We start from the raw sequence: 19955 nt of genomic DNA, 5'->3' as shown, positions 1-19955 counted from the left end.
TTTTTTGATCGCAATCCCGTCGGCGACTATGCTAGCACAGAAAGACAAAGTCCCTAGTGCCAGTCCCATTCTGGCAGCAGCCTACGCCTTGCTGGTCGTTTACGGCAGCCTGTACCCGTTTAGCGACTGGCTTCCGGTTCCCGCCGAGGACATGTGGGCCTTTCTGACGGCACCCTGGCCGCGCTACATCATCCGCTCTGACATTATCATCAACATTTTGATCTACCTGCCAATGGGCTTGCTTCTTGCTCGTGCGTTGCGTTATCGGCTACATTCGGGCGCGGCGGTGATCGCCGCCACCGCGCTGTGCCTGCTGTTAAGCCTTGGCATGGAAAGTTTGCAGTCCCTGCTGCCGGATCGGGTTTCCTCTCGCCTCGATCTGCTGCTTAACGGTTTAGGCGGGCTGGGTGGAGCACTTCTTGCGCGGTTGACGGTCAATCCGCCGGGACCGTTGCGCAGGCTGGCCGCGCTGCGCCGCGAATGGTTCCTGCCCGGACGCGCCATGGATCTGGGTCTGGTCGCTATCGGCTTATGGGCGCTTTCACAGCTCACCCCATTGCTGCTTTCGCTGGATACCAACAGCCTGCGCAGAGGACTGCTGCCGCTGTGGACGCCAGGATTCCCTTCGCTCTTCAACTGGCCGCAGCTGTCCGCCTACGCCTGCACCATTACCGGCCTGGGATTGTTTGGCTCGATACTCGCCCGCCCCGAAAAGAATATGGCACTTCCATTCATCGGCTTTGTCAGCGCCGTACTGCTGGTTAAAATTCTGGTGATGGGCCGCTATCTTGCGCTGGAAACGGCGATTGGCGCCGCCATGGGAATGGTCCTGATGGTTGTTCTGCGCCCATCCCCCAAGCCATTCCGGTTCACCGCAGGTGGCCTGGCCTTGCTGGCCGGATTCACTCTCGCCGAACTGGAACCGGCGACCAGCGTGATCTTCAAGCCCCTCCAGCCGTTCAACTGGATTCCCTTCCATGGTCAGATGCACAACCTCTCCGGTTTCAGCGAGATCCTTTCGCTATTCTGGCCGTTCCTTGCCCTGGGATGCCTTGGCGCTTTCGCCACCCGACCCAATCGGCGCAGGTGGATGGCTTTTATCGGCGGCTTGCTGGTACTGGCTCTGATGTTCGTGCTGGAGTGGCAGCAGCAGACCATCCCGGGGCGGCACGCCGACATCACGGATATTTTGCTGGCACTGGCCGGCTGGTCGCTGCCCTGGTGGTGGCGCATCCACACCCCACGAGGAGAATCGCATGGACAGCCTGGCCGAGCTTAAAAACAAGCTTCGCAACTTCGCCCGGGAACGCGACTGGGAGAAGTTTCACTCGCCGAAAAATCTGGCGATGGCGATGATCGTGGAAGCCGCGGAACTGGTGGAGCACTTCCAGTGGCTCACCGCCGAGCAAAGCCAAACGCTCGATACTTCCAAGCTGGAGGAAGTGCGCCAGGAAATCGGCGACGTGCTGATCTACCTGACGCGCATCGCCGATCAGCTGGGCATCGACCCGGTTGCCGCAGCGCACGACAAGATGGTGATCAATGCCGCAAAATATCCAGCTGAACTTGCCCGTGGCAGTGCTGCCAAATCAGGTGATTTCAGCAAGAGGTAATGCCTTTCACCGCAGAGGACGCGGAGGACACAGAGGAGTTCTTTCTATTTGCCTTTCCTCCGCGAACTCCGCGTCCTCTGCGGTTCAAAACGTTTTTACCCAAAAGGTGTATCAATATGAGCTACTACGAAAAACATGTTTTCTTCTGCACCAACATACGCGAGGACGGCGGCCAGTGTTGCAGCCAGCATGGCGCGCAGGAAATGCGCGATTACGCCAAGAGCCGGATCAAGAAACTCGACCTTAACGGCGCGGGCAAGATCCGCATCAACAGCGCCGGCTGCCTCGACCGTTGCGACGAAGGCCCGGTGCTGGTGGTCTATCCTGATGCGGTCTGGTACACCTACGTGGACAAGGAAGATATCGACGAGATCGTTGACCAGCACCTGGTCAACGGCAAGGTTGTCGAGCGCCTGAAAATCTGAGCGCCTGGATGCACAACATCTTTGCGATAGACTCAATAGAGTCCAATGCGTAATCCATCAGGAGTGCAGCAATGCTGAAACGTGTCATTCTCGCCACTACGCTGGCGCTGTCGCTAAACGGAGCTCAAGCTGTTGAAGCCGGAGGGATGCCAGCCATCGAAGTATATGGGCCGGTGGGGTGTCTGTCCTGCATGGAATATATTTACCATCTCGGCCAGAACGGATTTTTCGCAACCTTCAAGGGAACGGCTGACATGGCGGCAGTCAAGCGTCGCTTCAGGGTTCCCGCCGCCGTGGAGTCGACGCTTACTGCGAGGGTTGGCAACTACTTTATCGAGGGGCATGTCCCGGCCGACGATATCAAACTGCTGCTCAACGAAAAACCGAAGGCCCGCGGGCTGGCTGTGCCGGGCTTGCCGCTCGGCGCGCCGGGGTTCGAGGAGACAGACCCATCGTGCGAGGCCGGCTGCACGGTACTGGCCGGAGACTCCGAACGCGAACCCCTGCGGGAACTGTTTTTCACACTGCTGGTGGCGCCGGACGGCAAAACCAGTGTCTACGCACGCCACTGATGACTCAAATCTGGCAAGATCGCCACGACCCCTCTTCCGCGAACAGCTAGCAAGACAAGTCGTTCCGGCGCGGCGCAGATGTAGTCTGGGGCATCCAGACACGCAGATTCAAGGCTGTTCTCCGGCCTCTGCGCGCGCTGCAGACCGGCGAATCAATCCTCCAGCGCACGCACTTTCACCGTCTTGCCCTTCACCTTGCCTGCCGACAATTTGCGAACGGCATCGCGGGCGATGTTGCGCGCGACGGCCACATAGGTGGATAGATCGGTCACCGTGATCTTGCCGACTTGCTCGCGCGTGAATCCCGCTTCGCCGGTGAGTGCGCCCAGCACGTCGCCAGGGCGGATCTTCTCCTTGCGCCCGCCGAGTATCTGGAGCGTCACCATCGGCGGCACCAGCGGCGAATCATTACCGCTTTGCAGTTCGCCAATCTCATGCCACTCCGGTTCGCTGCCCATCATCTGTGCGATGGCGGCAACGCGGCGCTGGTCGGCGGGGCTGCACAGGCTCAGCGCCCAACCGTCCTGATCGGCGCGGCCGGTCCGGCCGATGCGATGGATATGTATTTCCGGGTCAGGCGTGACGTCGACGTTGATCACCGCTTCGAGTTGCGCGATATCCAGGCCGCGCGCCGCCAGATCGGTGGCCACCAGCACCGAGCAGCTGCGATTGGCGAACTGGATCAGCACCTGATCGCGCTCGCGTTGTTCCAGATCGCCATTCAATGTCAGCGCATGGATGCCCTGTGCATGCAGCACTTCCAGCAAGTCGCGGCATTGCTGCTTGGTGTTGCAGAAGGCCAGCGTACTGACCGGACGATAGTGTTTGAGCAGGGCGCCGACAACCTGCAAACGCTCCTCGTTTTTCACCTCGTAGAAGCGCTGGCGGATCTTGCTGTCTTCGTGCTGCTCCAGCAATTTCACTTCCTGCGGTTTGCGCAGGAACTGGCGCGCCAGCCGTGCGATACCATCGGGATAGGTCGCCGAGAACAGCAGGGTCTGGCGCTCTGCCGGGCATCGCGTCGCTACGTAGGCGATATCGTCGTAAAAGCCCATGTCCAGCATGCGATCGGCTTCGTCAAGCACCAGGGTGTTGAGCGCATCCAGATCCAGGCTGCCACGCGTCAGATGATCGATGATGCGGCCCGGCGTGCCGACGACGATGTGCGCGCCGTGCTCCAGGCTGTTTATCTGCGGGCGCATGGGCGTGCCGCCGCACAGGGCAACGATCTTGATGTTGTCTGCGAATCGCGCCAGGCGGCGGATCTCCTGCGTGACCTGATCGGCCAGTTCGCGCGTCGGGCACAGCACCATGGCTTGCACCGCAAAGCGACGCGGATTCAGTCGGGTGAGCAGGGCCAGCGCAAAGGCGGCGGTCTTGCCGCTACCGGTCTTCGCTTGCGCAATCAGGTCGTGCCCGGCGAGCGCAATCGGCAGGCTGGCCGCCTGGATGGGCGTCATCGTCAGGTATTCGAGCTGCTGCAATGTCGCCTGTACGCCGGGCGGCAGCGGCAGTTCGTTGAAAGAGCGACCGACAGCGCTTGCTGCAGGCGGGGAGGAGGGCGGGATAAGTTCGGTCATGCGCAATTATCCCCGTCTGCGGCGTGGTGTGCTTGTAAAAATTTGAAGGCTGCTTTTCAGGCCTTGAATGCCAGGAATTCCGCGAACATCGACTGCGCCCACTGAAGATCCTCTCCCCTTGGGTTCGGATCATGGAATTGTTTGACGGTCTGCGCGATGAGCCCGTCCCCGCGAAATTTGTAGCGGGAATCGATGCGGATCACTTCCATCGGATCGATGCTGGAATACACGTAACAGACCCCTTCCGGCAGCAGCTTTTCCGGCAAAGCTCCCTTGGCGCGGGAGGCAATCTCACGAGCGGCGATGCGGCCCAGATGATTGGCCATGTGACCGCTCTTCGGATAATGGCCGAAAAGCGGCGAGACCTTGTCAATCAGGTCACCGATCAAAAACACCCGCTCGTCTTCCCTGGCATGCAGATGCACCGGATCCTGGTCGGCCCAGCCGGTAGGCTTGCCTTCGCCGCCCTTGGCGATGAGGCCGGCTTTCCACACCAGATCGCCGGCCTGCTGCGGCGCCATCAGAATGGCGTCGTCGAAGCGGATATCGTCAAAGTCGGTGGAAATGGTCTTGTTGAAAGGATCGACGGATTTCACCCTGGCATTGGGTACATAGACGATCTGATCCGGGTATTGTTCGGCGAAAATCTTGCTGAAGCCCAAAAAGCTGGGGTTGGGGTCGAGGATGATGAGCTTGCCCTTGATCTTGCGCGACTTGAGCAACCAGCCAATCATGCACGCCCGTTCGTAGGGCGACGGCGGGCAGCGGTAAGGCATGGGCGGGATGGTCATGACGAGATCGCCGCCCTTGAAGTTGTTCAACTTCTCCTTGAGCACCGCAGGCTCCTTGCCCGGGATGTAAGCACAAGGGAAATTCCGCAGGGTGTGATCGATGGCGCGGCGATCGTTGCCATACCAGGCTTCATAATCGTAGCGTATACCCACGGCGAGGATCAGCCAGTCGTAGTCCAGCGTGCCCTGCGTAGTAACGACCCGGCGCTGGTCGCGGTCGATAGCGGAAACTTCAGTCTGAATGAACGTATAGCCGTAAGCGCTGGCGGCGGTGGCGTAATCATGAACGAGGTGTTTGGTGTCGATGAGGTTCACCAGCCACTTGTTGCTCAGGGGGCAGGACCAGAACACCGGGTTCTTTTCCAGCAGGACGACTTCCAGGTCGGGCGCGAGGTCGCGCAGGTGGCGAGCAGCACTCAGCCCGCCCCAGCCGCCGCCGACGATGACCACACGCCGGCCCTTGCCACGCGGCAGCAGTTCAGCCGTCTGCCCGATGAAGGGTGCCGCACACAGGGCGGCGGAAGCGGCAAGAAAAGTGCGGCGGCTAAAGGTCATTTATTCAGTTCACCAGTCTCTTGAGATCATAGGTACTCGCCTGCTCGCACTTCCCGCCGGATTTACAACCTTTCAATATCCACAGGGAAATCAACCCCGCAATTTCATCGGCCCGACTTTTTCGGGCCATCGCCATCGGCGTACGCCCTCCTTTCGACACGACGTTAACGTCAGCGCCCGCCTCAAGCAGAATTTTCGCTGACTCGACCCGGTTGGTATAAGCGGCCATGTGCAGCGGGGTATTGCCATCCATGTCCTTGGCGTTAACGTCGGCTCCAGCTGCCAGCAACACTTTTAGCGTCGTCACATCGGAATTGGTCGCCGCTAGGTGTAACGGCGTGCTGCCAAGTCCGGTGCGCGCATCCCGCATGGCCGGATTGGCCTTGAGAATTTTGGCAACCTCCGCACCGCTGCCTATCCTCGCGGCATCGTGAATCAGCTGATCATTCTGGCCGATCGCCTGCTGTGCATGGGCGGTGGAAGCCAATGCAGCAACAGATACCATGGCTATTAACAAACTTGTCCACAATTTATTCATGGATTTCATAGTGACTCACCCCTTCCGATAGAAAACGCATACTCACTGCGGCAACAAAGAATGCTATCACATCCAACCCCACTCGCTAAGCAACGCACCACCTAGTGTAATCGGCCCTATTCTGGCAACTTGCGCATCCTCCATCGGTGACCTCAGCGTACTTTTTCAACGACAGCTCATCTAGCCGATTTGAATCGGCCATCCGCAAAAATGCGCTTCGATTCCTGCTAAATACGACGGTAGAGAAAACGCACCGTGGCATTAAATAATGTCAGATAAAATGACCGGTTGCTGACGTCTTAAGGAAAATATTGCGCACGAACAATATCCTGACTATACTGAATGAACGTTCATTCTAATTTGGGTACTACCATGGCTCGTACTCCTGCCGCTGTTCCACCCGGGCAAATCAGAGAGAGGATTATTGCTGCTGCACTGCAACTCTTTACCCAGCACGGCTACTTTAGCACCTCCGTGCCCGATATGGCGCGCACTGCGCAAGTTAGCGTAGGATCGATCTATCATCATTTCAAGGATAAAGAAGATGTTGCCCGAGCACTCTACTTGGGCCTAACGGAAGGGCTGCAGGAAGAGTTGGCCCGAATCGGGCAGGATCACAAAACGGCGCATGACCGCTGCCGCGCGGTGATGGTAATGCTGTTCAAATTGACGGAGTCGAACCGCGAGGCCATGGATTTCATGCTGTATGCGAAGCATCGGGATTTCCTCCCATCGGAGCGACCAGTATGCTCGTCCAAGCCGTTCGAAACCATGAGAGAGTTTGTACAGGACGGCATGACGCACGGAGAGATTCGCCAGATGGATGTCATGGTAGCAACCTCTTGTCTATTCGGCGGCGCAATTCGACTGATTACTGCTCGCCTCGACGGAGTTCTTGCCGAGCCCCTTCCCGAAAGGCTGGACGCTGTATGGGAATGTGCCTGGCGTGGTGTCACGGCTTGATTCCAGGCCGTTTTTTTGCGTTCATTTCGAACGAATGTTCATTCTAAGGAGATTCAAAATGAAATCCATGGTCATTGTGATGCGGGACGACTCTTACGACAAAATCCTTACGCCGCTCGTCTTTGCCTACCTGGCGTCGGCGGAAGGGACCCAGGTCGATATCTTGTTTGTCAATTGGGCCGTCAAGGCGCTCACCGTCGAGGGTGCTGCGAGTTTGTGCATGGACGGGCAGCATGCCGCCGATGAATCCATGGTGCGTGAAAACGTGGCCAAGGCGGGGTTGCCGAACGACATTTACGAGATTCTCAAAGCTTTGAAGGCGTCAGGTTGCGTGAATCTTTATGCGTGCAGCCTGGCCGGCGCCATCTTCGGCGTGAACGAGAGCAATTTGATTCCCGAAGCGGAGGGTATCGTCGGCGCTTCCTGGTTCCTGAACGACAAAGCGGCCAAGGCGGATCACTGCCAATACTTCTAAGGAGGCTGAAATGAGCGAAGCTACCGTGACCTCGACCCTCGACACCTCCGGCAAATGCTGCCCGATGCCTATCGTGGAAACCAACAAGGCCATGAAAAGTCTGACGATCGGCGATGTTCTCGAGATCATCGCCACCGATACCGGAACCAAGAAAGATATCCCTTCCTGGTGTGATCGCACCGGCCAGACGCTGCTGTCCATGACGGAAGAGAATGGAGCGATACACTACTGTGTCCGAAAAGACCGCTGATCCGCACGACCTTTGCTTCGGTTGCGTGTACTTCCCCCCCAATCTTCCCCGGCAAAGGTATGCCGATGAAGATTGGGCCATGCTTCAGAAGCAATCATGTTCGTTTGAGCATCTTCCCGGCGACGGAGGGTGTCAGGCATCGCGCAAAACAAGTTGCAGTCTGGTGGATCTGACTTCCTTAACCGTCTTCCGAAGTTAGGTTCCCCAACAAACCACACAGGAGACTGAAATGACCATCCGACGCATAGTGATTCTTTGTTTATTGCTGCTCACTCCACTGTTCGCAGCGCAGGCAGTCAACGCCCCCATCAACGATGCCGCCGCGTTGCGGGGGGTCAAAGAGGGGAAAGGCGTTTTCCTGATCGACTTCAACGATCCCAGGAAAACCGCTTTCTATCTCGAAATCATAAAGAGAACGCATGCTGGACTGGCCCGGCAAAATGTCAAACCCGACTTCGTGATTGTTTACATTGGCCCGACAGTCCGTTTCCTCAGCACCGCACCGGATGGCGAACTGGAACTGGAACATGGGGATACCCTCAAGGCGATTGCAGAACGGGTAAAAGAGCTGGAGCGGCTAGGCGTCCGGCAGGAAATCTGCGCCATCGCCACCAAGGCGTTTAAAGTACCCAACGAAACCATATTGCCAGGCCTCACGCTGGTAGGCGACGGCTTCATTTCCCTGATAGGCTGGCAAAGCAAGGGCTACAAACTGATACCGTTGTTCTGATCGTGTTCGAATTATAGGGCTGTCAATATTAACCCGGCAAGGGGCAAGGAAAGTTCATTCCAGATCGGGCGCGGAATGTCGCGATTCTCAACGGTTGTCCCTCTCGCTAAGCAACCCACCACCCCGTATAATTGGCCGCATTCCGGCAACTCAAGCATCTTCCATTCGTGACCTCGCAGCACTTTTTTATCGACGGACCCTCTGGCCAACTCGAAGCGGCTATCACCCTGCCCAGCGGTGAATGCCGCGGCATCGCCCTGGTTGCCCATCCCCATCCGCTGCATGGCGGCACCATGGACAACAAGGTGGTGACGACACTGGCCAGGACTTTCAGCCGCCTCGGACTGGCTGTATTTCGCCTCAACTTCCGGGGTGTCGGGCAAAGTGCGGGGGAGTTCGATCACGGCATAGGCGAAACCGATGACATGCTGGCGCTGGCCGATCATGCGCGGCGTGAACAGGGCAATCTGCCCATCACGCTGGCCGGCTTTTCCTTCGGCGGCTACGTCCAGACCCGGATGCTGGAACGAATTGAAGTGCATCGATTGATATTGGTCGCCCCGGCGGTGAAGCGCTTCGAAGTCGGCGCTGTGCCGACCGATACGCTGGTGATCCACGGTGAACAGGACGAAGTCGTGCCGTTGACCGACGTGCTCGACTGGGCGCGCCCGCAGAATCTGCCACTGACCGTGGTGCCGGGCGCGGGGCATTTTTTCCATGGCCAGCTCACTCTGCTCGCCAGGATCGTGAACAACGCATGTCTCCGCCTCCTTTAATGGCTATCATAAATTTTTACTTCCTCGTGTCGGCGTCCAGCGGCAATCGCGGACGGTCGCACCTTCCTTCGGATGGCACTGCTCCCTGCTCATGCCGCTACTGAACATCCAGAACCTGCGCAAGTCCTATGGCCCTCTCGAAGTAGTGGCCGGGATCGACCTCGCTGTGAAGAAGGGCGAATGTTTCGGCCTGCTCGGGCCGAACGGGGCAGGCAAAACCACTACCCTGCGCCTGGCGCTGGGGCTGACTGCGCCGGATGGCGGCACGATTTTCATGCTCGGCCTGCCGGTTCCAGACCGGGCGCGCGAGGCGAGAATGCGGGTGGGGGTGGTGCCGCAGATGGATAACCTCGACCCCGACTTCACGGTGCGCGAAAACCTGCTCGCCTATGGCCGCTATTTCGGCCTGAAGGATACCGAGACCGCCCTGCGCATTCCGGCCCTGCTCGAATTCGCCGGCCTCGAACACCGTGCCGACGCGCGCATCGACGCCCTCTCTGGCGGCATGAAGCGGCGGCTGACCCTGGCGCGGGCGCTGGTCAACGACCCCGACCTGATCTTTCTGGACGAACCGACCACCGGTCTCGATCCCCAGGCGCGGCACATGATGTGGCAGGGCTTGCGGCGGCTGCTCAACCAGGGCAAAACCATACTGCTCACCACCCATTTCATGGAAGAAGCGGAGCGCCTGTGCGACCGGATCGCGATCATGGATCATGGCAAAATCATCGCCACAGGCAGCCCGCACGAATTGATCGGAAGCCACATTGAACCGCAGGTGGTGGAAGTCTATGGTGAAGGGGTGGCCGACTGGATGGCGGCACACAGCGGCACTTATTGCGAACGGACCGAAAAAGTAGGCGAAACCGTGTTCTGCTACACCCGCAACAGCGAGGCACTGGTTCAGCAATTGTGCGGCAGGACCGATGTGCGCTATCTGAACCGCCCGGCCAGCCTGGAAGATGTGTTTCTCAAGTTGACCGGCAGGGATTTACGCGATTGATAATTCTTAAACCCTTTGCGGCAAGTAATGGCCGACATCCTCTCCATTATGTTCATGCGTAGTTATTTCCGCCTGCCCGCCCTGAGCCTGCGCTTCATCCCGGTATGGCAGCGCAACTTCCTGGTATGGCGCAAGCTCGCCATCCCCTCCATCCTCGGCAATCTGGCCGACCCGGCGTTTTACATGCTGGGCCTGGGCTACGGGTTGGGCGGCCTGCTGCCCGAAGTTGGCGGGGTGCCTTACCTGACCTTCCTCGCCGCCGGAACGGTGTGCTACAGCACCATGAACAGCGCCACTTTCGAGGTACTCTACTCGGGGTTTTCACGCATGCATGTGCAGAAAACCTGGGAGGCCATCCTCAACGCACCGCTGACCCTGGACGACGTGCTGCTCGCCGAACTGCTCTGGGCCACCAGCAAGAGCCTGCTCTCCGGTCTGGCGATCCTGGTCATCGTCTGGGTGCTGGGTCTGGCGGGTTTCGCTCAGACCCTGTGGCTGATCCCGCTGATCATCCTGATTGGCTTCTGTTTTGCCGGTATGGGGCTGGTGATGAACGCGCTGTCGCCCAACTACGATTTTTTCATGTATTACTTCACCTTGGTGATCACGCCGATGGTGCTGCTATGTGGCGTGTTCTACCCGGTCGACCAGTTGCCGACGTGGCTGCAAGCAATATCCGCCTGGCTCCCGCTGACCCACGCTATCGCACTGGCTCGCCCTCTGGTGCAGGGTGGAGAACCGCAGCAAGTGCTCGCTCATGCTCTGGCGCTGCTCGCTTATGGCGGCGTCGGATTTTATATCGCACTGGTACTGACCCGGCGCAGACTACTGAAATAATCTATGACCACTACCCAACACTTTTTCGCCCCCTGCCCGCGTGGCCTGGAAGCTCCATTGGCAACCGAACTGGAAAAGCTCGGCGCTGCCGCCATAGTATCCACCGACGGTGGCGTCGGCTTTGTCGGCGACCTGGCGCTGTGCTATCGCGTCAACCTGTGGAGCCGAGTCGCCAGCCGCGTGCTGTGGCGGCTGGCGGAACAATCCTACCGCAGCGAGGAGGATATTTACCGCGCCGCACTGGCCCTGCCCTGGCCGAGCTATTTCAATGTCGAGCAGACTTTTCGCGTCAAGGTGAGTGCAATCAAATGCCCCCTGCGCAGCCTGGATTTCGTCACCCTGAAAATCAAGGATGCCATCTGCGACAAGTTCCGCAAAGACGGCGGCGAACGGCCAAGCATCGACACCGCCGCACCTGACATGCGGGTCTATGCTTTTCTCACCGCAGACCGGGTATCGCTTTACCTCGACACCTCCGGCGAGGCGCTGTTCAAGCGCGGCTACCGCAAGGAGCAGGGCGAAGCGCCGCTGCGCGAAAACCTGGCCGCGGGAATCCTGCATCTCGCCGGCTGGCAGCCGGGGATGCCGCTGCTCGACCCGATGTGCGGCAGCGGCACATTCCTGATCGAGGCCGCCCAGATGGCGCTCAACATCGCGCCCGGATCGGAACGCTGGTTCGCCTTCGAGCATATGAAAAATTTCGATGCCGCCACGTGGGACAAAATCTACCAGGAGGCCACTGCAGCTGAGTTGCCAAAAACGCCATTGCCGATCTACGGCAGCGATGTTTCCAGCACCATACTGATGGCCGCGCGCGCCAACCTGGCGGCCGCCGGACTGGAGGAAGCAGTGACCTTGAAGCAGATCAACCTGCTTGACGTTTCACCACCCGCGCCGACTGGCGTGCTGGTCGCCAACCCGCCCTACGCCATACGTATCGGCGAACAGGAAGAAATGGCACAGCTTTACCCCAGGATCGGCGACCTGCTCAAACAGAAATTCGGCGGCTGGCGCGCCTGCTTCCTCAGCGCAGACATGCGCCTGGCCAAACTGATCCGCCTTTCCGTGTCTCGACGCATACCGCTCTACAACGGCGCACTGGATTGCCGCCTGTTCGTATACGACATGGTGGCCGGTTCCAACCGGAAAGAAAAAAAATCGGATGGAGCGGTCCCCAATTCCGTGCCACAATAGTCAAAATCACTCCAGAAGAAAGGTACACCATGTTGACCCCACCTCCCAAACTGACCCCCGACCTCGTTGCTGAGCTAAACTTCCTCGCCCACTACGACCTCGACACCATGCAGGAAGGCATCAAGGTACACAAAGACGCCGAGCCCGCAGTAATCGCCGCAGTGCAGCGGCTGCACGACAAGAAACTGGTCACGCTGGCCGACGGCGGATACCTCACCGCGCTTGGTCGCGAAGTGGCGGAAGCGCTTCAGTCGACGCTGACCATCCTCGCCGCAAAATAGCCCAAATCAAAACCAGCGCCCTTCACCAGCGCCCCCTCTCCCCTTGTGGGAGAGGGTCGGGGAGAGGGGTAGCCCGCTCGCGGGAGAGGATGGAGGAGAAGGAAGAAAAAGGATGATCAAGCACATCGTCATGTGGCGGTTGCGGGAAGAAGCTGGAGACAAGACGGCCAATGCGCAGGAACTTAAACGCCAGCTTGAAGGTCTCAATGGCCGGATTCCCGGCCTGATCAAGCTGGAAGTCGGCATCGATTTCAGCCAGGAAGGCGAGTCCTCCGACGTGGTGCTGTACTCCGAATTCGAGAGCAATGCTGCGCTGCAAGCCTATCAGATCCACCCCGCTCACAATGAGGTTGTGCCCTTCGTGAAATCGGTGCGCGGCGAGCGTCGGGTAGTTGATTATGAAGCCTGAATCCACCGATCTACCCAACCAAGGAACCCCAATGACTCCCCGCACCATCGGCAGAAAAATTGCTTTCGGCTTCTCCGTGTTTTCCATCGTCAGCATGGTCGTGAGCCTGGTGACCCTCATCTACTTCATGGCCACGCGAGGTAGCGGCGACGTTATCACCGCCAGCCTGTTCGCCACCACCCTGTTCTTTCTGAGCTGTGGCATCGTGCTCTACCTGATGAGCAAGCCACCGCGGTACAAGCTGGAACCGTGGGACAGCATTGAAAAAACCGAATAAATCTATTTCAGCCATGGCCGCACTCTGGGTCCTGGTCTATTTCTCCATCCTGATCTGGTCGGGCATCCACCCCAAGGACGGCCTCACCTGGTTGCTCGAAGTCCTGCCGGCGATGATCGCCTTCGTGCTGCTGGCAGCCACGCGCCGCCGCTTCCCCTTCACGTCCCTGGCCTATTTTTTGATCCTGATTCACTGCCTGATCCTGATGGTCGGCGGGCATTACACCTATGCCGAAGTACCCTTGTTCGACTCGCTCGGGGATTATTTCGGCTGGCAGCGCAACAACTATGACAAGTTAGGCCATCTCGCCCAAGGCTTCGTCCCGGCCATCGTGGCGCGGGAAATCCTGCTCCGCAATGCCGTAATCGCATCGGGGAAATGGGTGTTCTTCATCGTCATCTGCATCTGCCTGGCGATCAGCGCGTTGTACGAACTGATCGAGTGGGGGATAGCGCTTGCGTCGGGAAAAGCCGCCGAGGCCTTTCTCGGGACACAGGGCTACGTCTGGGATACTCAGTCGGATATGGCTTATGCACTGATCGGCGCCATCATCGCGCTGGTTTTGCTAGACAGGATGCATGACCGGCAAATCAAGAATATTTCTGAAAACTAGATTTTTTCGGCGATGATCGTGGCAAACACCTTTTCGGTGCTTTCCGGTGCGGGGTAGGCCTGAAAGGCATGTTCCAGCACCCGCCAACCGGCGAATCGCTGCGCCAGTTCGTCGCGGCCGAACAGATAATAATGGCCGGGCTGGAACATGCCCATGAAGGTGGTGCCCTCGATCAGTACGTTAATCACGGCACGGCCACCGGGTCTGAGGTGCTGCTGGATTTCATCGAGCAAGGCCAGTGCCCGCTCCTGTTCGAAGAACATCAGCAACCCGATCGCCACGATGGTGTCGTACTGGCCATCGATCCGGTAGTTCGACAGGTCGACCTGAATCCCCTGTAGCACCAGCTTCTCCTGTTCCGCCACGTACTGGATATGCGCCACTGCCGTCGGGCTGGCATCCACCGCCACCACCGAAGCGCCGCGCCGTGCCGCTTCGATCGCCAGATTCCCCAGTCCGCAGCCAAGATCCAGTACGCTGCCCGTCAAGTGCGGCAGCGCCGCTTCCTCGAAGTGGTTGAGGGCAAAGCTCTGCTCGCTGACCTGCTTCTGGAAATGATTATCGAAAAACGAGATGGAATGGTTAGCGCCCATGCCGGATCTTTCCTAGCCACTTTCTTTCATGGCCCCTGCCACTGAAAAAACTCACAAAGCATAACTCAATTTTTTTCATTTCTCACACCTTATCCGCGAACAGTCTATACAAGAAACTAACATGAAATCACCAATGTATTCAGTCGAGGCTTTTGAAAAAAAGGACGGAATAATTTTATAGGTTGCGGTTAAGATTGTAGCCTGAGTTCGTCGGCTGGGGGAGTGGAGAACTAGCCGCCCAAGGCTGATTCCGATGCCAACCGCACATGCCCATCAGGCACGCAGCACCTTCCAGGCGGCAATCAACGCCATTCCCGCCCGGTCGATATCGGCCGGTGTGGTATAGATTCCGACCGACAGGCGCACCGCGCCAATAGCCCGTGCGGTGCTGACTTTCATCGCCCCCAGCACGCCGCTCACGGCATGGTCTCCGGAATGACAGGCGGAGCCGGTAGAGGCAGCCAAGTCTAGCGCAACCGCTTCCAGCAGCTTGTGGCCGCTCACACCTGGAAATGAAACATTCAGGGTATTGGGCAGACGCTCCTCAGCGTGGCCATTCAGGGCGAGACGCGGAATTTCTGCTTGCAGATGCGCATGCAGTTGGTCGCGCCGTGTTTTTAAATGGGCTTGGGCCTTGAGTAACCGCTTGCGAGAAAGTTTTGCCGCAGCGCCTAAGCCGACGATGAAGGGCACATTTTCAGTTCCCGGCCGCAAGCCATGTTCATGGTTGGCCCCCACCTGCAACGGGGTCAGCGGCGTACCCATGCGGACATAAAGCGCTCCCACGCCTTTGGGGGCATAGAATTTGTGCCCGGCCAGCGTCAGCAGGTCAACACCGAGTTTTTGTGCAATGACCTGTATCTTGCCAGCAGACTGGGCGGCATCGGTATGCAGCAAAATGCCTTTGGGCCGCGTTATCTGCGCGATCTCCTCGATGGGCTGAATGGTGCCCACTTCATTGTTGGCGTGCATGATGGAAACCAGGGCTGTGTCAGGCCTTATGGCCCGCTCCACCGCAATTGGAGAGACCCGACCATTTCTGTCCACCGGCAGGATCGTCACTTCCCAGCCTTCTTCGCGCAGCTTGAGGAAGGGCTGCATCACCGAGGGATGCTCGATGGCGCTGGTGATGAGGTGTCTTTTCGTTCCGGATAGCGCCCGCGCAGCACCCTGGATAGCCAGATTGTTAGCCTCGGTGGCGCAGCCGGTGAAGACGATTTCCTCCGGCCTGGCTCCGATCAGCGCCGCCACTTCCCCTCTTGCCTGCGCCACCGCTGCTTTCGCCCTCAGTCCGTAAATGTGACTTGAAGACGGGTTGCCGAAGTGTTCGCGCAGATAAGGCTCGATGGCGTCCGCCACCTCCGGCGCCACCGGGGTGGTGGCATTGTAGTCGAGATAAACTGGAGCATTCATGCGGGCAACTCCTCCAGATCGACAATCAGGCTGGATGGCCGAGTCAGGATTTGCCCCACTATTTTGCCGAGTCGGTAAATTCGCAGCTCCCCCGGCTCGAAAGCGATCCAGATGCCATCACCAGATAAAGGCTCAGTGGCGATCATGACTTTATCGGCAGTGGCGCCGCCCAAGGAATCCGAGCCTCCCTGTTCCAGATAGTGGAGCCTGTCATGGCCGTATGCGATCAGATGCTCCCCGTCCGACATAAGGAAATTGAACTGGCCGTGCGAGGCGATCAATTCACTGATCATCGCCACGATGGGGAACGAGAAGTTTGCATTCGCGGCAGGGGATGCCAGAATGTTCTGGGAGATATGGCTCAGGAGGTGGCAAAAGGCATACTCCGAATCGGTCTCTCCTGTCGGGTGACAGACCGAACTGTTATTTGCGCGCTCTATCTCCACGATATCGGGCACCAGCCCATTGTGGGCAAACACCCATTCTTTCCCGCAACACACCCGCTGGAATGGATGCGTATTGTCCATGGTGTTGACAGGCGGAAACCGGGCTTTGCGCACATGAGCGACAATCAGGTTCGAGCGCGTGGTTTCGCACAAAAGTGCGAACGGCACGCTCTGGTGTGCCGGCAGCGGCTCCTTGGCAAGACGAAAAACACCACTCTCCCACCAGGCGAGTCCCCATCCGTCAGGGTTGTCCGCCGCCAGTCCGCCACGCAGACGGAAATCACAGAGTGCGCCTCTTGCTGTCATGGCTTGGCTGGCAGACATCCCAAAAAGCTCGCACATCGTCAGTAAGCTCCGTTAAGCGTAGGTGTTTTTTCAGAAACTCATCCGAACGCCTGCTCCAGGTCGGCGATCAGGTCGGCGGCGTCTTCCAGGCCGATGGAGAGCCTGATCATGGTATCAGAAATGCCGCGCCGCACTCGTTCTTCAGTCGCCAGGCCATGGTGGGTCGTCGTCACCGGCATGGTGACGAGACTCTCCACACCACCCAGACTGGGCGCGATGGCGAACAACTTGAGCTTGTCCACCGCCCGCACCGCATCTTCATAAGCGCCTTTGACCTCGATCGTCAGCATGCCCCCAAAACCCTGCATCTGGGACCTGGCCACGCCATGGCCGGGGAAATCTGGCAAACCGGGATAAAGCACCCGCGCCACCTTGGGATGGCGCGACATGACTTTGGCCACGACTTGCGCCGTGGCGTTTTGCCGCTCCACCCGCACGACCAGGGTGCGCAGGCTGCGCGCCAAAAGCGATGCGGTTTCAGGCGCGGGCATCTGACCCAGGTTTTTGCGCCAGCCCCACACCGAGGCCAAAAGGTGTTTTGATCCCATCAAGGCGCCAGCGGTAATGTCGCTATGGCCGCCGAGATACTTGGTGGCGCTGTGAACCACGAAATCCGCACCCAGAGCAAGCGGGCTCTGATTCACCGGCGAGGCAAAAGTATTGTCCACCGCGACCAGGGCGCCATGCTCGTGGGCGATAGCACAGATTTTCCGGATGTCCAGCACTTCCAGGGTGGGATTAGTGGGCGTTTCGAAAAACACCAGGCTTGCGCCCGCTTCCAGATAGGTCTTTAACCCGTCCAGCTCGCTGCCGAGAAGAAAATAAGTGGGGATGCCGAGTTCCGGCAACTGGCTGGAAAGAAGCTCCATGGTGCCGCCGTAGGCATCCCCGATGCAGACCACGCCCTTACGACCATGGGCAAAAAATAACGAAGCTTCCGCCGCCATGCCGGAAGAAAAGACCCAAGCCGCTTCTGCTCCTTCCAGAGCAGCCAGCTTTTCTTCCAGGCTGAAGAGGGTGGGGTTCAGACCGTAGCGAGTATACAGGCTGCCCGCCTTGCGACCCTCCACCACGTCGAGCAGGTCGGCGGTGGAATCGAACTTGAACGTGGTGGTTGTGTAGATCGGCGTATGCGGCGAGCCGTGGGCATCCTTGATTTCCCCGGCATGGATGCAGCGGGTGGAAAGCCCCTCGGATTTGTCGTTACATTCAACCCCCTCGAGAAAGCGTTCCTGAATGGCTTCCAATCTCGCGGCCAAGTCCGGTACGGCACTCAAATCCAGCCCGGCGCTCGCCAGCGCGGCGCAGATATCTTCCGGTGACAGGATTACGCCATCCGATGGCTGTAGCGCCACCCCCTTTACCAGCAGCGCGGGAAAGCCCTCGCCATGCGCGTCGCGGCGGTCAGTATGAACAACGCGCCGGTCCAGGCCAAGACAGAACGACAGCTCTTCGGCATAAAGAGCGTATAGCGTGCAGCGCCCCCCGGGCGGATGTTGGGAATGAACCTTGATCGGTTGCGGCATGGCTAAGCTTTCGTAAAAGTAATTTCAGGGGAAAACCGGAGTGCCTTGCATTCATCTTGGCACAGCACTGCCGGGCTAAATGTTTACCACAATTCGTGCCCCAGTTATTTTTTGGCGATGACTATGTAAACATAAGGACCAATAAAGGCATTGCGCTTGACCTCGCCTCCATGCAGCGAGTAACCCCTCTGGTGGAAATTCTGATGCTCTTGTTCGTCTGGCATCAGGATTGTCAATCTTCCATTTGTCTGCTTGGCAAAACGACCTGATTTCTCCAATGCGCGCCTGCCGCCTTCCGTCAGCTCGCTCGAACTGATAAACATTTCTTTTGCCGAAATCAACAACCCAACACTCTGTGTTTCTGAGCCATTGCCATTCCTGACAACCACCTGTTCTGTCTTGACCAGGTTTTGTACCTCTCGGATGTAATCACCAGCATCGTCCGGCAAGGACGCGGCTATCGCACTCAGTGGCATAAACAGTAAAAACACGATCAGTTTCTTCATTTCGCTCTCCCGGAATAATTACTTCGTTAAAGTACACTCTTGAGCATGATGTAGGTCGCAACAAATATCAGGAACACGCCGAAGCTGCGCTTCAAGGTCTCTTGCGAGAAGCGGTGTGCAATGCGTGTGCCAACGAAACTGCCGGCTACCGTCACCAAGGTAAACGAACCCATGATCGACCAATCCACCGGCACCGCCGCGACATAACCAGCAAAACCGGAATAGGACTTGGCGGCAACGATGACGAGCGAGGTGCCGATGGCGAGCTTCATCGGGATGCCGGACAGCAGCACCAGCGCCGGTACGATCAGGAATCCACCTCCTACGCCTACCAACCCGGTCAGCACACCGACGCCGACGCCGTGTGCGGCAATATGTCCCATGTGCGCAGATATAACCTCATCTTCAGATAATTGTGGCCCACCTGCTGTTGCCAGCTGACTTACCGGCTGCTTTTTTCTTTGCAGCATCTTCCAGGCAGCGGCATACATCACTAAAGCGAACAAGGTAAGCTGCACCTGAACTGGTGTGTAAACCCCGAGACGGGCGCCGCCATAGGTGCCGATCACGCCAAAGAAGCCAAACATCGCCGCCACCTTGAGATCGACATTGCCGCGCCGCCAGTTGTCCCATCCCGAAATGGTGGCGGTGACAGCCACGATCCCCATGCTCATGGCAATCGCCGATTTGGCTTCCACGTTGAGCAGATACATGAGCGCCGGCATGGCGATGATGGAACCGCCGCTGCCGAACAGACCCAAGACGATGCCGGTGATGGCTCCGGCGAATATGACGATAATAATCATGGTGCTGTTCCTTCTAATATTGACTGACAAATATCAATTGAACATTTGAATAATGCGTAAAAAAAGGGGGCTAGAACACCAGTACCTTGTCTGCCCACTCCGTCCACTCTGCGAGATGCTCCAACGTGGAGTGCTCGGCGCCCTGGATCATTTCCTCATCCTTTAACCCGCGGGCATCCATGCAAACGCCGCAAATGCCGATTTGCCCGCCACGTTTCAGAATGCTCTGGGCAAAGAACTCAATATTGTAATAGCCCTCCGGCACCTTCTGCCCCGCCTTGGCACAAAGCGCAGCGTCGCCCAGCAGGAATACGCGGATTTCACTGCCCTCATGCTTCGCCAGCGCTCGTGCCAGGCGAAAACCGTTGTAGCTACGCTCGGTGCCGTAGGGCGGGTCGTTGAGAATAAAAAGGGTTTTCATGTTGTGTCCTCCTGCAT

The 19955-nt window shown here is 58.1% G+C and carries 26 protein-coding genes; 16 read left to right on the top strand and 10 right to left on the bottom strand.

Going from position 1 to position 19955, the window contains the following annotated elements; translation table 11 throughout:
* Positions 1-28: 28 nt before the first annotated feature.
* The 4 genes from SCD_RS00835 to SCD_RS00820 all read left to right on the top strand — a co-directional run bounded on the left by SCD_RS00835 (position 29) and on the right by SCD_RS00820 (position 2610).
* A complete protein-coding gene (locus tag SCD_RS00835; RefSeq protein WP_009207036.1) occupies positions 29-1279 on the top strand; it encodes a VanZ family protein in 1251 nt (416 codons plus the stop codon).
* Positions 1257-1613: a nucleotide pyrophosphohydrolase gene (locus SCD_RS00830; protein WP_009207037.1), complete on the top strand. Its 357-nt coding sequence runs from the start codon at positions 1257-1259 to the stop codon at positions 1611-1613. Before SCD_RS00835 ends, SCD_RS00830 begins: the two co-directional genes overlap by 23 nt.
* 116 nt (positions 1614-1729) lie before the next feature.
* Positions 1730-2038 carry a (2Fe-2S) ferredoxin domain-containing protein gene (locus SCD_RS00825; protein ID WP_021035731.1) on the top strand — a complete coding sequence of 103 codons (309 nt, stop codon included), beginning with the start codon at positions 1730-1732 and terminating at the stop codon, positions 2036-2038.
* 71 nt (positions 2039-2109) lie between these two features.
* Positions 2110-2610: a DUF411 domain-containing protein gene (locus SCD_RS00820; protein WP_009207039.1), complete on the top strand. Its 501-nt coding sequence runs from the start codon at positions 2110-2112 to the stop codon at positions 2608-2610.
* Positions 2611-2762: 152 nt separating this feature from the next.
* Here SCD_RS00820 and dbpA read toward each other — a convergent pair whose 3' ends face one another.
* Genes dbpA through SCD_RS00805 form a run of 3 tightly spaced genes read right to left on the bottom strand, consistent with a single transcriptional unit; the run spans position 2763 to position 6074 of the window.
* Entirely contained in the window at positions 2763-4190 is a 1428-nt protein-coding gene (gene dbpA / locus SCD_RS00815) for an ATP-dependent RNA helicase DbpA (protein ID WP_009207040.1), read from the bottom strand.
* Between the two features lie 56 nt (positions 4191-4246).
* Positions 4247-5536, bottom strand: a complete 1290-nt coding sequence (locus SCD_RS00810; protein WP_009207041.1) for an NAD(P)/FAD-dependent oxidoreductase — start codon at positions 5534-5536, stop codon at positions 4247-4249.
* Positions 5537-5540: 4 nt separating this feature from the next.
* Positions 5541-6074 carry an ankyrin repeat domain-containing protein gene (locus tag SCD_RS00805; protein ID WP_148290806.1) on the bottom strand — a complete coding sequence of 178 codons (534 nt, stop codon included), beginning with the start codon at positions 6072-6074 and terminating at the stop codon, positions 5541-5543.
* A gap of 372 nt (positions 6075-6446) precedes the next feature.
* On the opposite strand from SCD_RS00805, the gene SCD_RS00800 reads away from it, so the two are divergent.
* From SCD_RS00800 to SCD_RS00745, 12 genes are all read left to right on the top strand, one after another.
* Complete coding sequence (locus tag SCD_RS00800; RefSeq protein WP_041673568.1) at positions 6447-7037, top strand: TetR/AcrR family transcriptional regulator; 591 nt, start codon at positions 6447-6449, stop codon at positions 7035-7037.
* A 58-nt stretch (positions 7038-7095) separates the two neighbouring features.
* On the top strand, positions 7096-7512 hold the full coding sequence (locus tag SCD_RS00795; protein ID WP_009207044.1) for a DsrE family protein: 417 nt from the start codon (positions 7096-7098) through the stop codon (positions 7510-7512).
* A 10-nt stretch (positions 7513-7522) separates the two neighbouring features.
* A complete protein-coding gene (locus SCD_RS00790) occupies positions 7523-7762 on the top strand; it encodes a sulfurtransferase TusA family protein (RefSeq protein WP_009207045.1) in 240 nt (79 codons plus the stop codon).
* A 229-nt stretch (positions 7763-7991) separates the two neighbouring features.
* Positions 7992-8492, top strand: coding sequence for a DsrE family protein (locus tag SCD_RS00785; RefSeq protein WP_009207046.1), 501 nt, complete (start codon positions 7992-7994; stop codon positions 8490-8492).
* 167 nt (positions 8493-8659) lie between these two features.
* Entirely contained in the window at positions 8660-9268 is a 609-nt protein-coding gene (locus tag SCD_RS00780) for an alpha/beta hydrolase (RefSeq protein ID WP_009207047.1), read from the top strand.
* 91 nt (positions 9269-9359) lie between these two features.
* Positions 9360-10271, top strand: coding sequence for an ATP-binding cassette domain-containing protein (locus SCD_RS00775; protein WP_009207048.1), 912 nt, complete (start codon positions 9360-9362; stop codon positions 10269-10271).
* A 27-nt stretch (positions 10272-10298) separates the two neighbouring features.
* Positions 10299-11108, top strand: a complete 810-nt coding sequence (locus tag SCD_RS00770; protein ID WP_009207049.1) for an ABC transporter permease — start codon at positions 10299-10301, stop codon at positions 11106-11108.
* Positions 11109-11111: 3 nt separating this feature from the next.
* Positions 11112-12302 carry a THUMP domain-containing class I SAM-dependent RNA methyltransferase gene (locus SCD_RS00765; protein WP_009207050.1) on the top strand — a complete coding sequence of 397 codons (1191 nt, stop codon included), beginning with the start codon at positions 11112-11114 and terminating at the stop codon, positions 12300-12302.
* Between the two features lie 29 nt (positions 12303-12331).
* Positions 12332-12583, top strand: coding sequence for a TIGR02647 family protein (locus SCD_RS00760; protein ID WP_009207051.1), 252 nt, complete (start codon positions 12332-12334; stop codon positions 12581-12583).
* 112 nt (positions 12584-12695) lie between these two features.
* Complete coding sequence (locus tag SCD_RS00755) at positions 12696-12992, top strand: Dabb family protein (RefSeq protein WP_009207052.1); 297 nt, start codon at positions 12696-12698, stop codon at positions 12990-12992.
* Between the two features lie 31 nt (positions 12993-13023).
* Positions 13024-13269: a hypothetical protein gene (locus tag SCD_RS00750; protein ID WP_009207053.1), complete on the top strand. Its 246-nt coding sequence runs from the start codon at positions 13024-13026 to the stop codon at positions 13267-13269.
* Between the two features lie 13 nt (positions 13270-13282).
* Positions 13283-13882, top strand: coding sequence for a DUF2238 domain-containing protein (locus SCD_RS00745; protein ID WP_009207054.1), 600 nt, complete (start codon positions 13283-13285; stop codon positions 13880-13882).
* Here SCD_RS00745 and SCD_RS00740 read toward each other — a convergent pair.
* From SCD_RS00740 to SCD_RS00710, 7 genes are all read right to left on the bottom strand, one after another.
* The gene (locus SCD_RS00740; RefSeq protein WP_009207055.1) at positions 13879-14475 is read right to left on the bottom strand and encodes a class I SAM-dependent methyltransferase; all 597 of its coding nucleotides are present in this window, start codon (positions 14473-14475) and stop codon (positions 13879-13881) included. The genes SCD_RS00745 and SCD_RS00740 overlap by 4 nt on opposite strands.
* 273 nt (positions 14476-14748) lie before the next feature.
* On the bottom strand, positions 14749-15888 hold the full coding sequence (locus tag SCD_RS00735; RefSeq protein WP_009207056.1) for a cysteine desulfurase family protein: 1140 nt from the start codon (positions 15886-15888) through the stop codon (positions 14749-14751).
* On the bottom strand, positions 15885-16676 hold the full coding sequence (locus SCD_RS00730) for a class II glutamine amidotransferase (RefSeq protein WP_009207057.1): 792 nt from the start codon (positions 16674-16676) through the stop codon (positions 15885-15887). Before SCD_RS00730 ends, SCD_RS00735 begins: the two co-directional genes overlap by 4 nt.
* Before the next feature lie 41 nt (positions 16677-16717).
* A complete protein-coding gene (locus SCD_RS00725; protein ID WP_009207058.1) occupies positions 16718-18205 on the bottom strand; it encodes a trans-sulfuration enzyme family protein in 1488 nt (495 codons plus the stop codon).
* Between the two features lie 104 nt (positions 18206-18309).
* Positions 18310-18711, bottom strand: coding sequence for a hypothetical protein (locus SCD_RS00720; protein ID WP_009207059.1), 402 nt, complete (start codon positions 18709-18711; stop codon positions 18310-18312).
* A 26-nt stretch (positions 18712-18737) separates the two neighbouring features.
* The gene (locus SCD_RS00715) at positions 18738-19517 is read right to left on the bottom strand and encodes a sulfite exporter TauE/SafE family protein (RefSeq protein WP_009207060.1); all 780 of its coding nucleotides are present in this window, start codon (positions 19515-19517) and stop codon (positions 18738-18740) included.
* Between the two features lie 70 nt (positions 19518-19587).
* Positions 19588-19938 (bottom strand): DsrE/DsrF/TusD sulfur relay family protein, encoded by a 351-nt coding sequence (locus SCD_RS00710; protein ID WP_009207061.1) that lies wholly within the window; start codon positions 19936-19938, stop codon positions 19588-19590.
* Positions 19939-19955 lie beyond the last annotated feature (17 nt).

This window comes from Sulfuricella denitrificans skB26, from assembly GCF_000297055.2.
GTDB classification, from domain to species: Bacteria; Pseudomonadota; Gammaproteobacteria; order Burkholderiales; family Sulfuricellaceae; genus Sulfuricella; species Sulfuricella denitrificans.
Note: the sequence above shows the minus strand (reverse complement) of the source record. Positions and strands in the feature narration are given on the sequence as shown.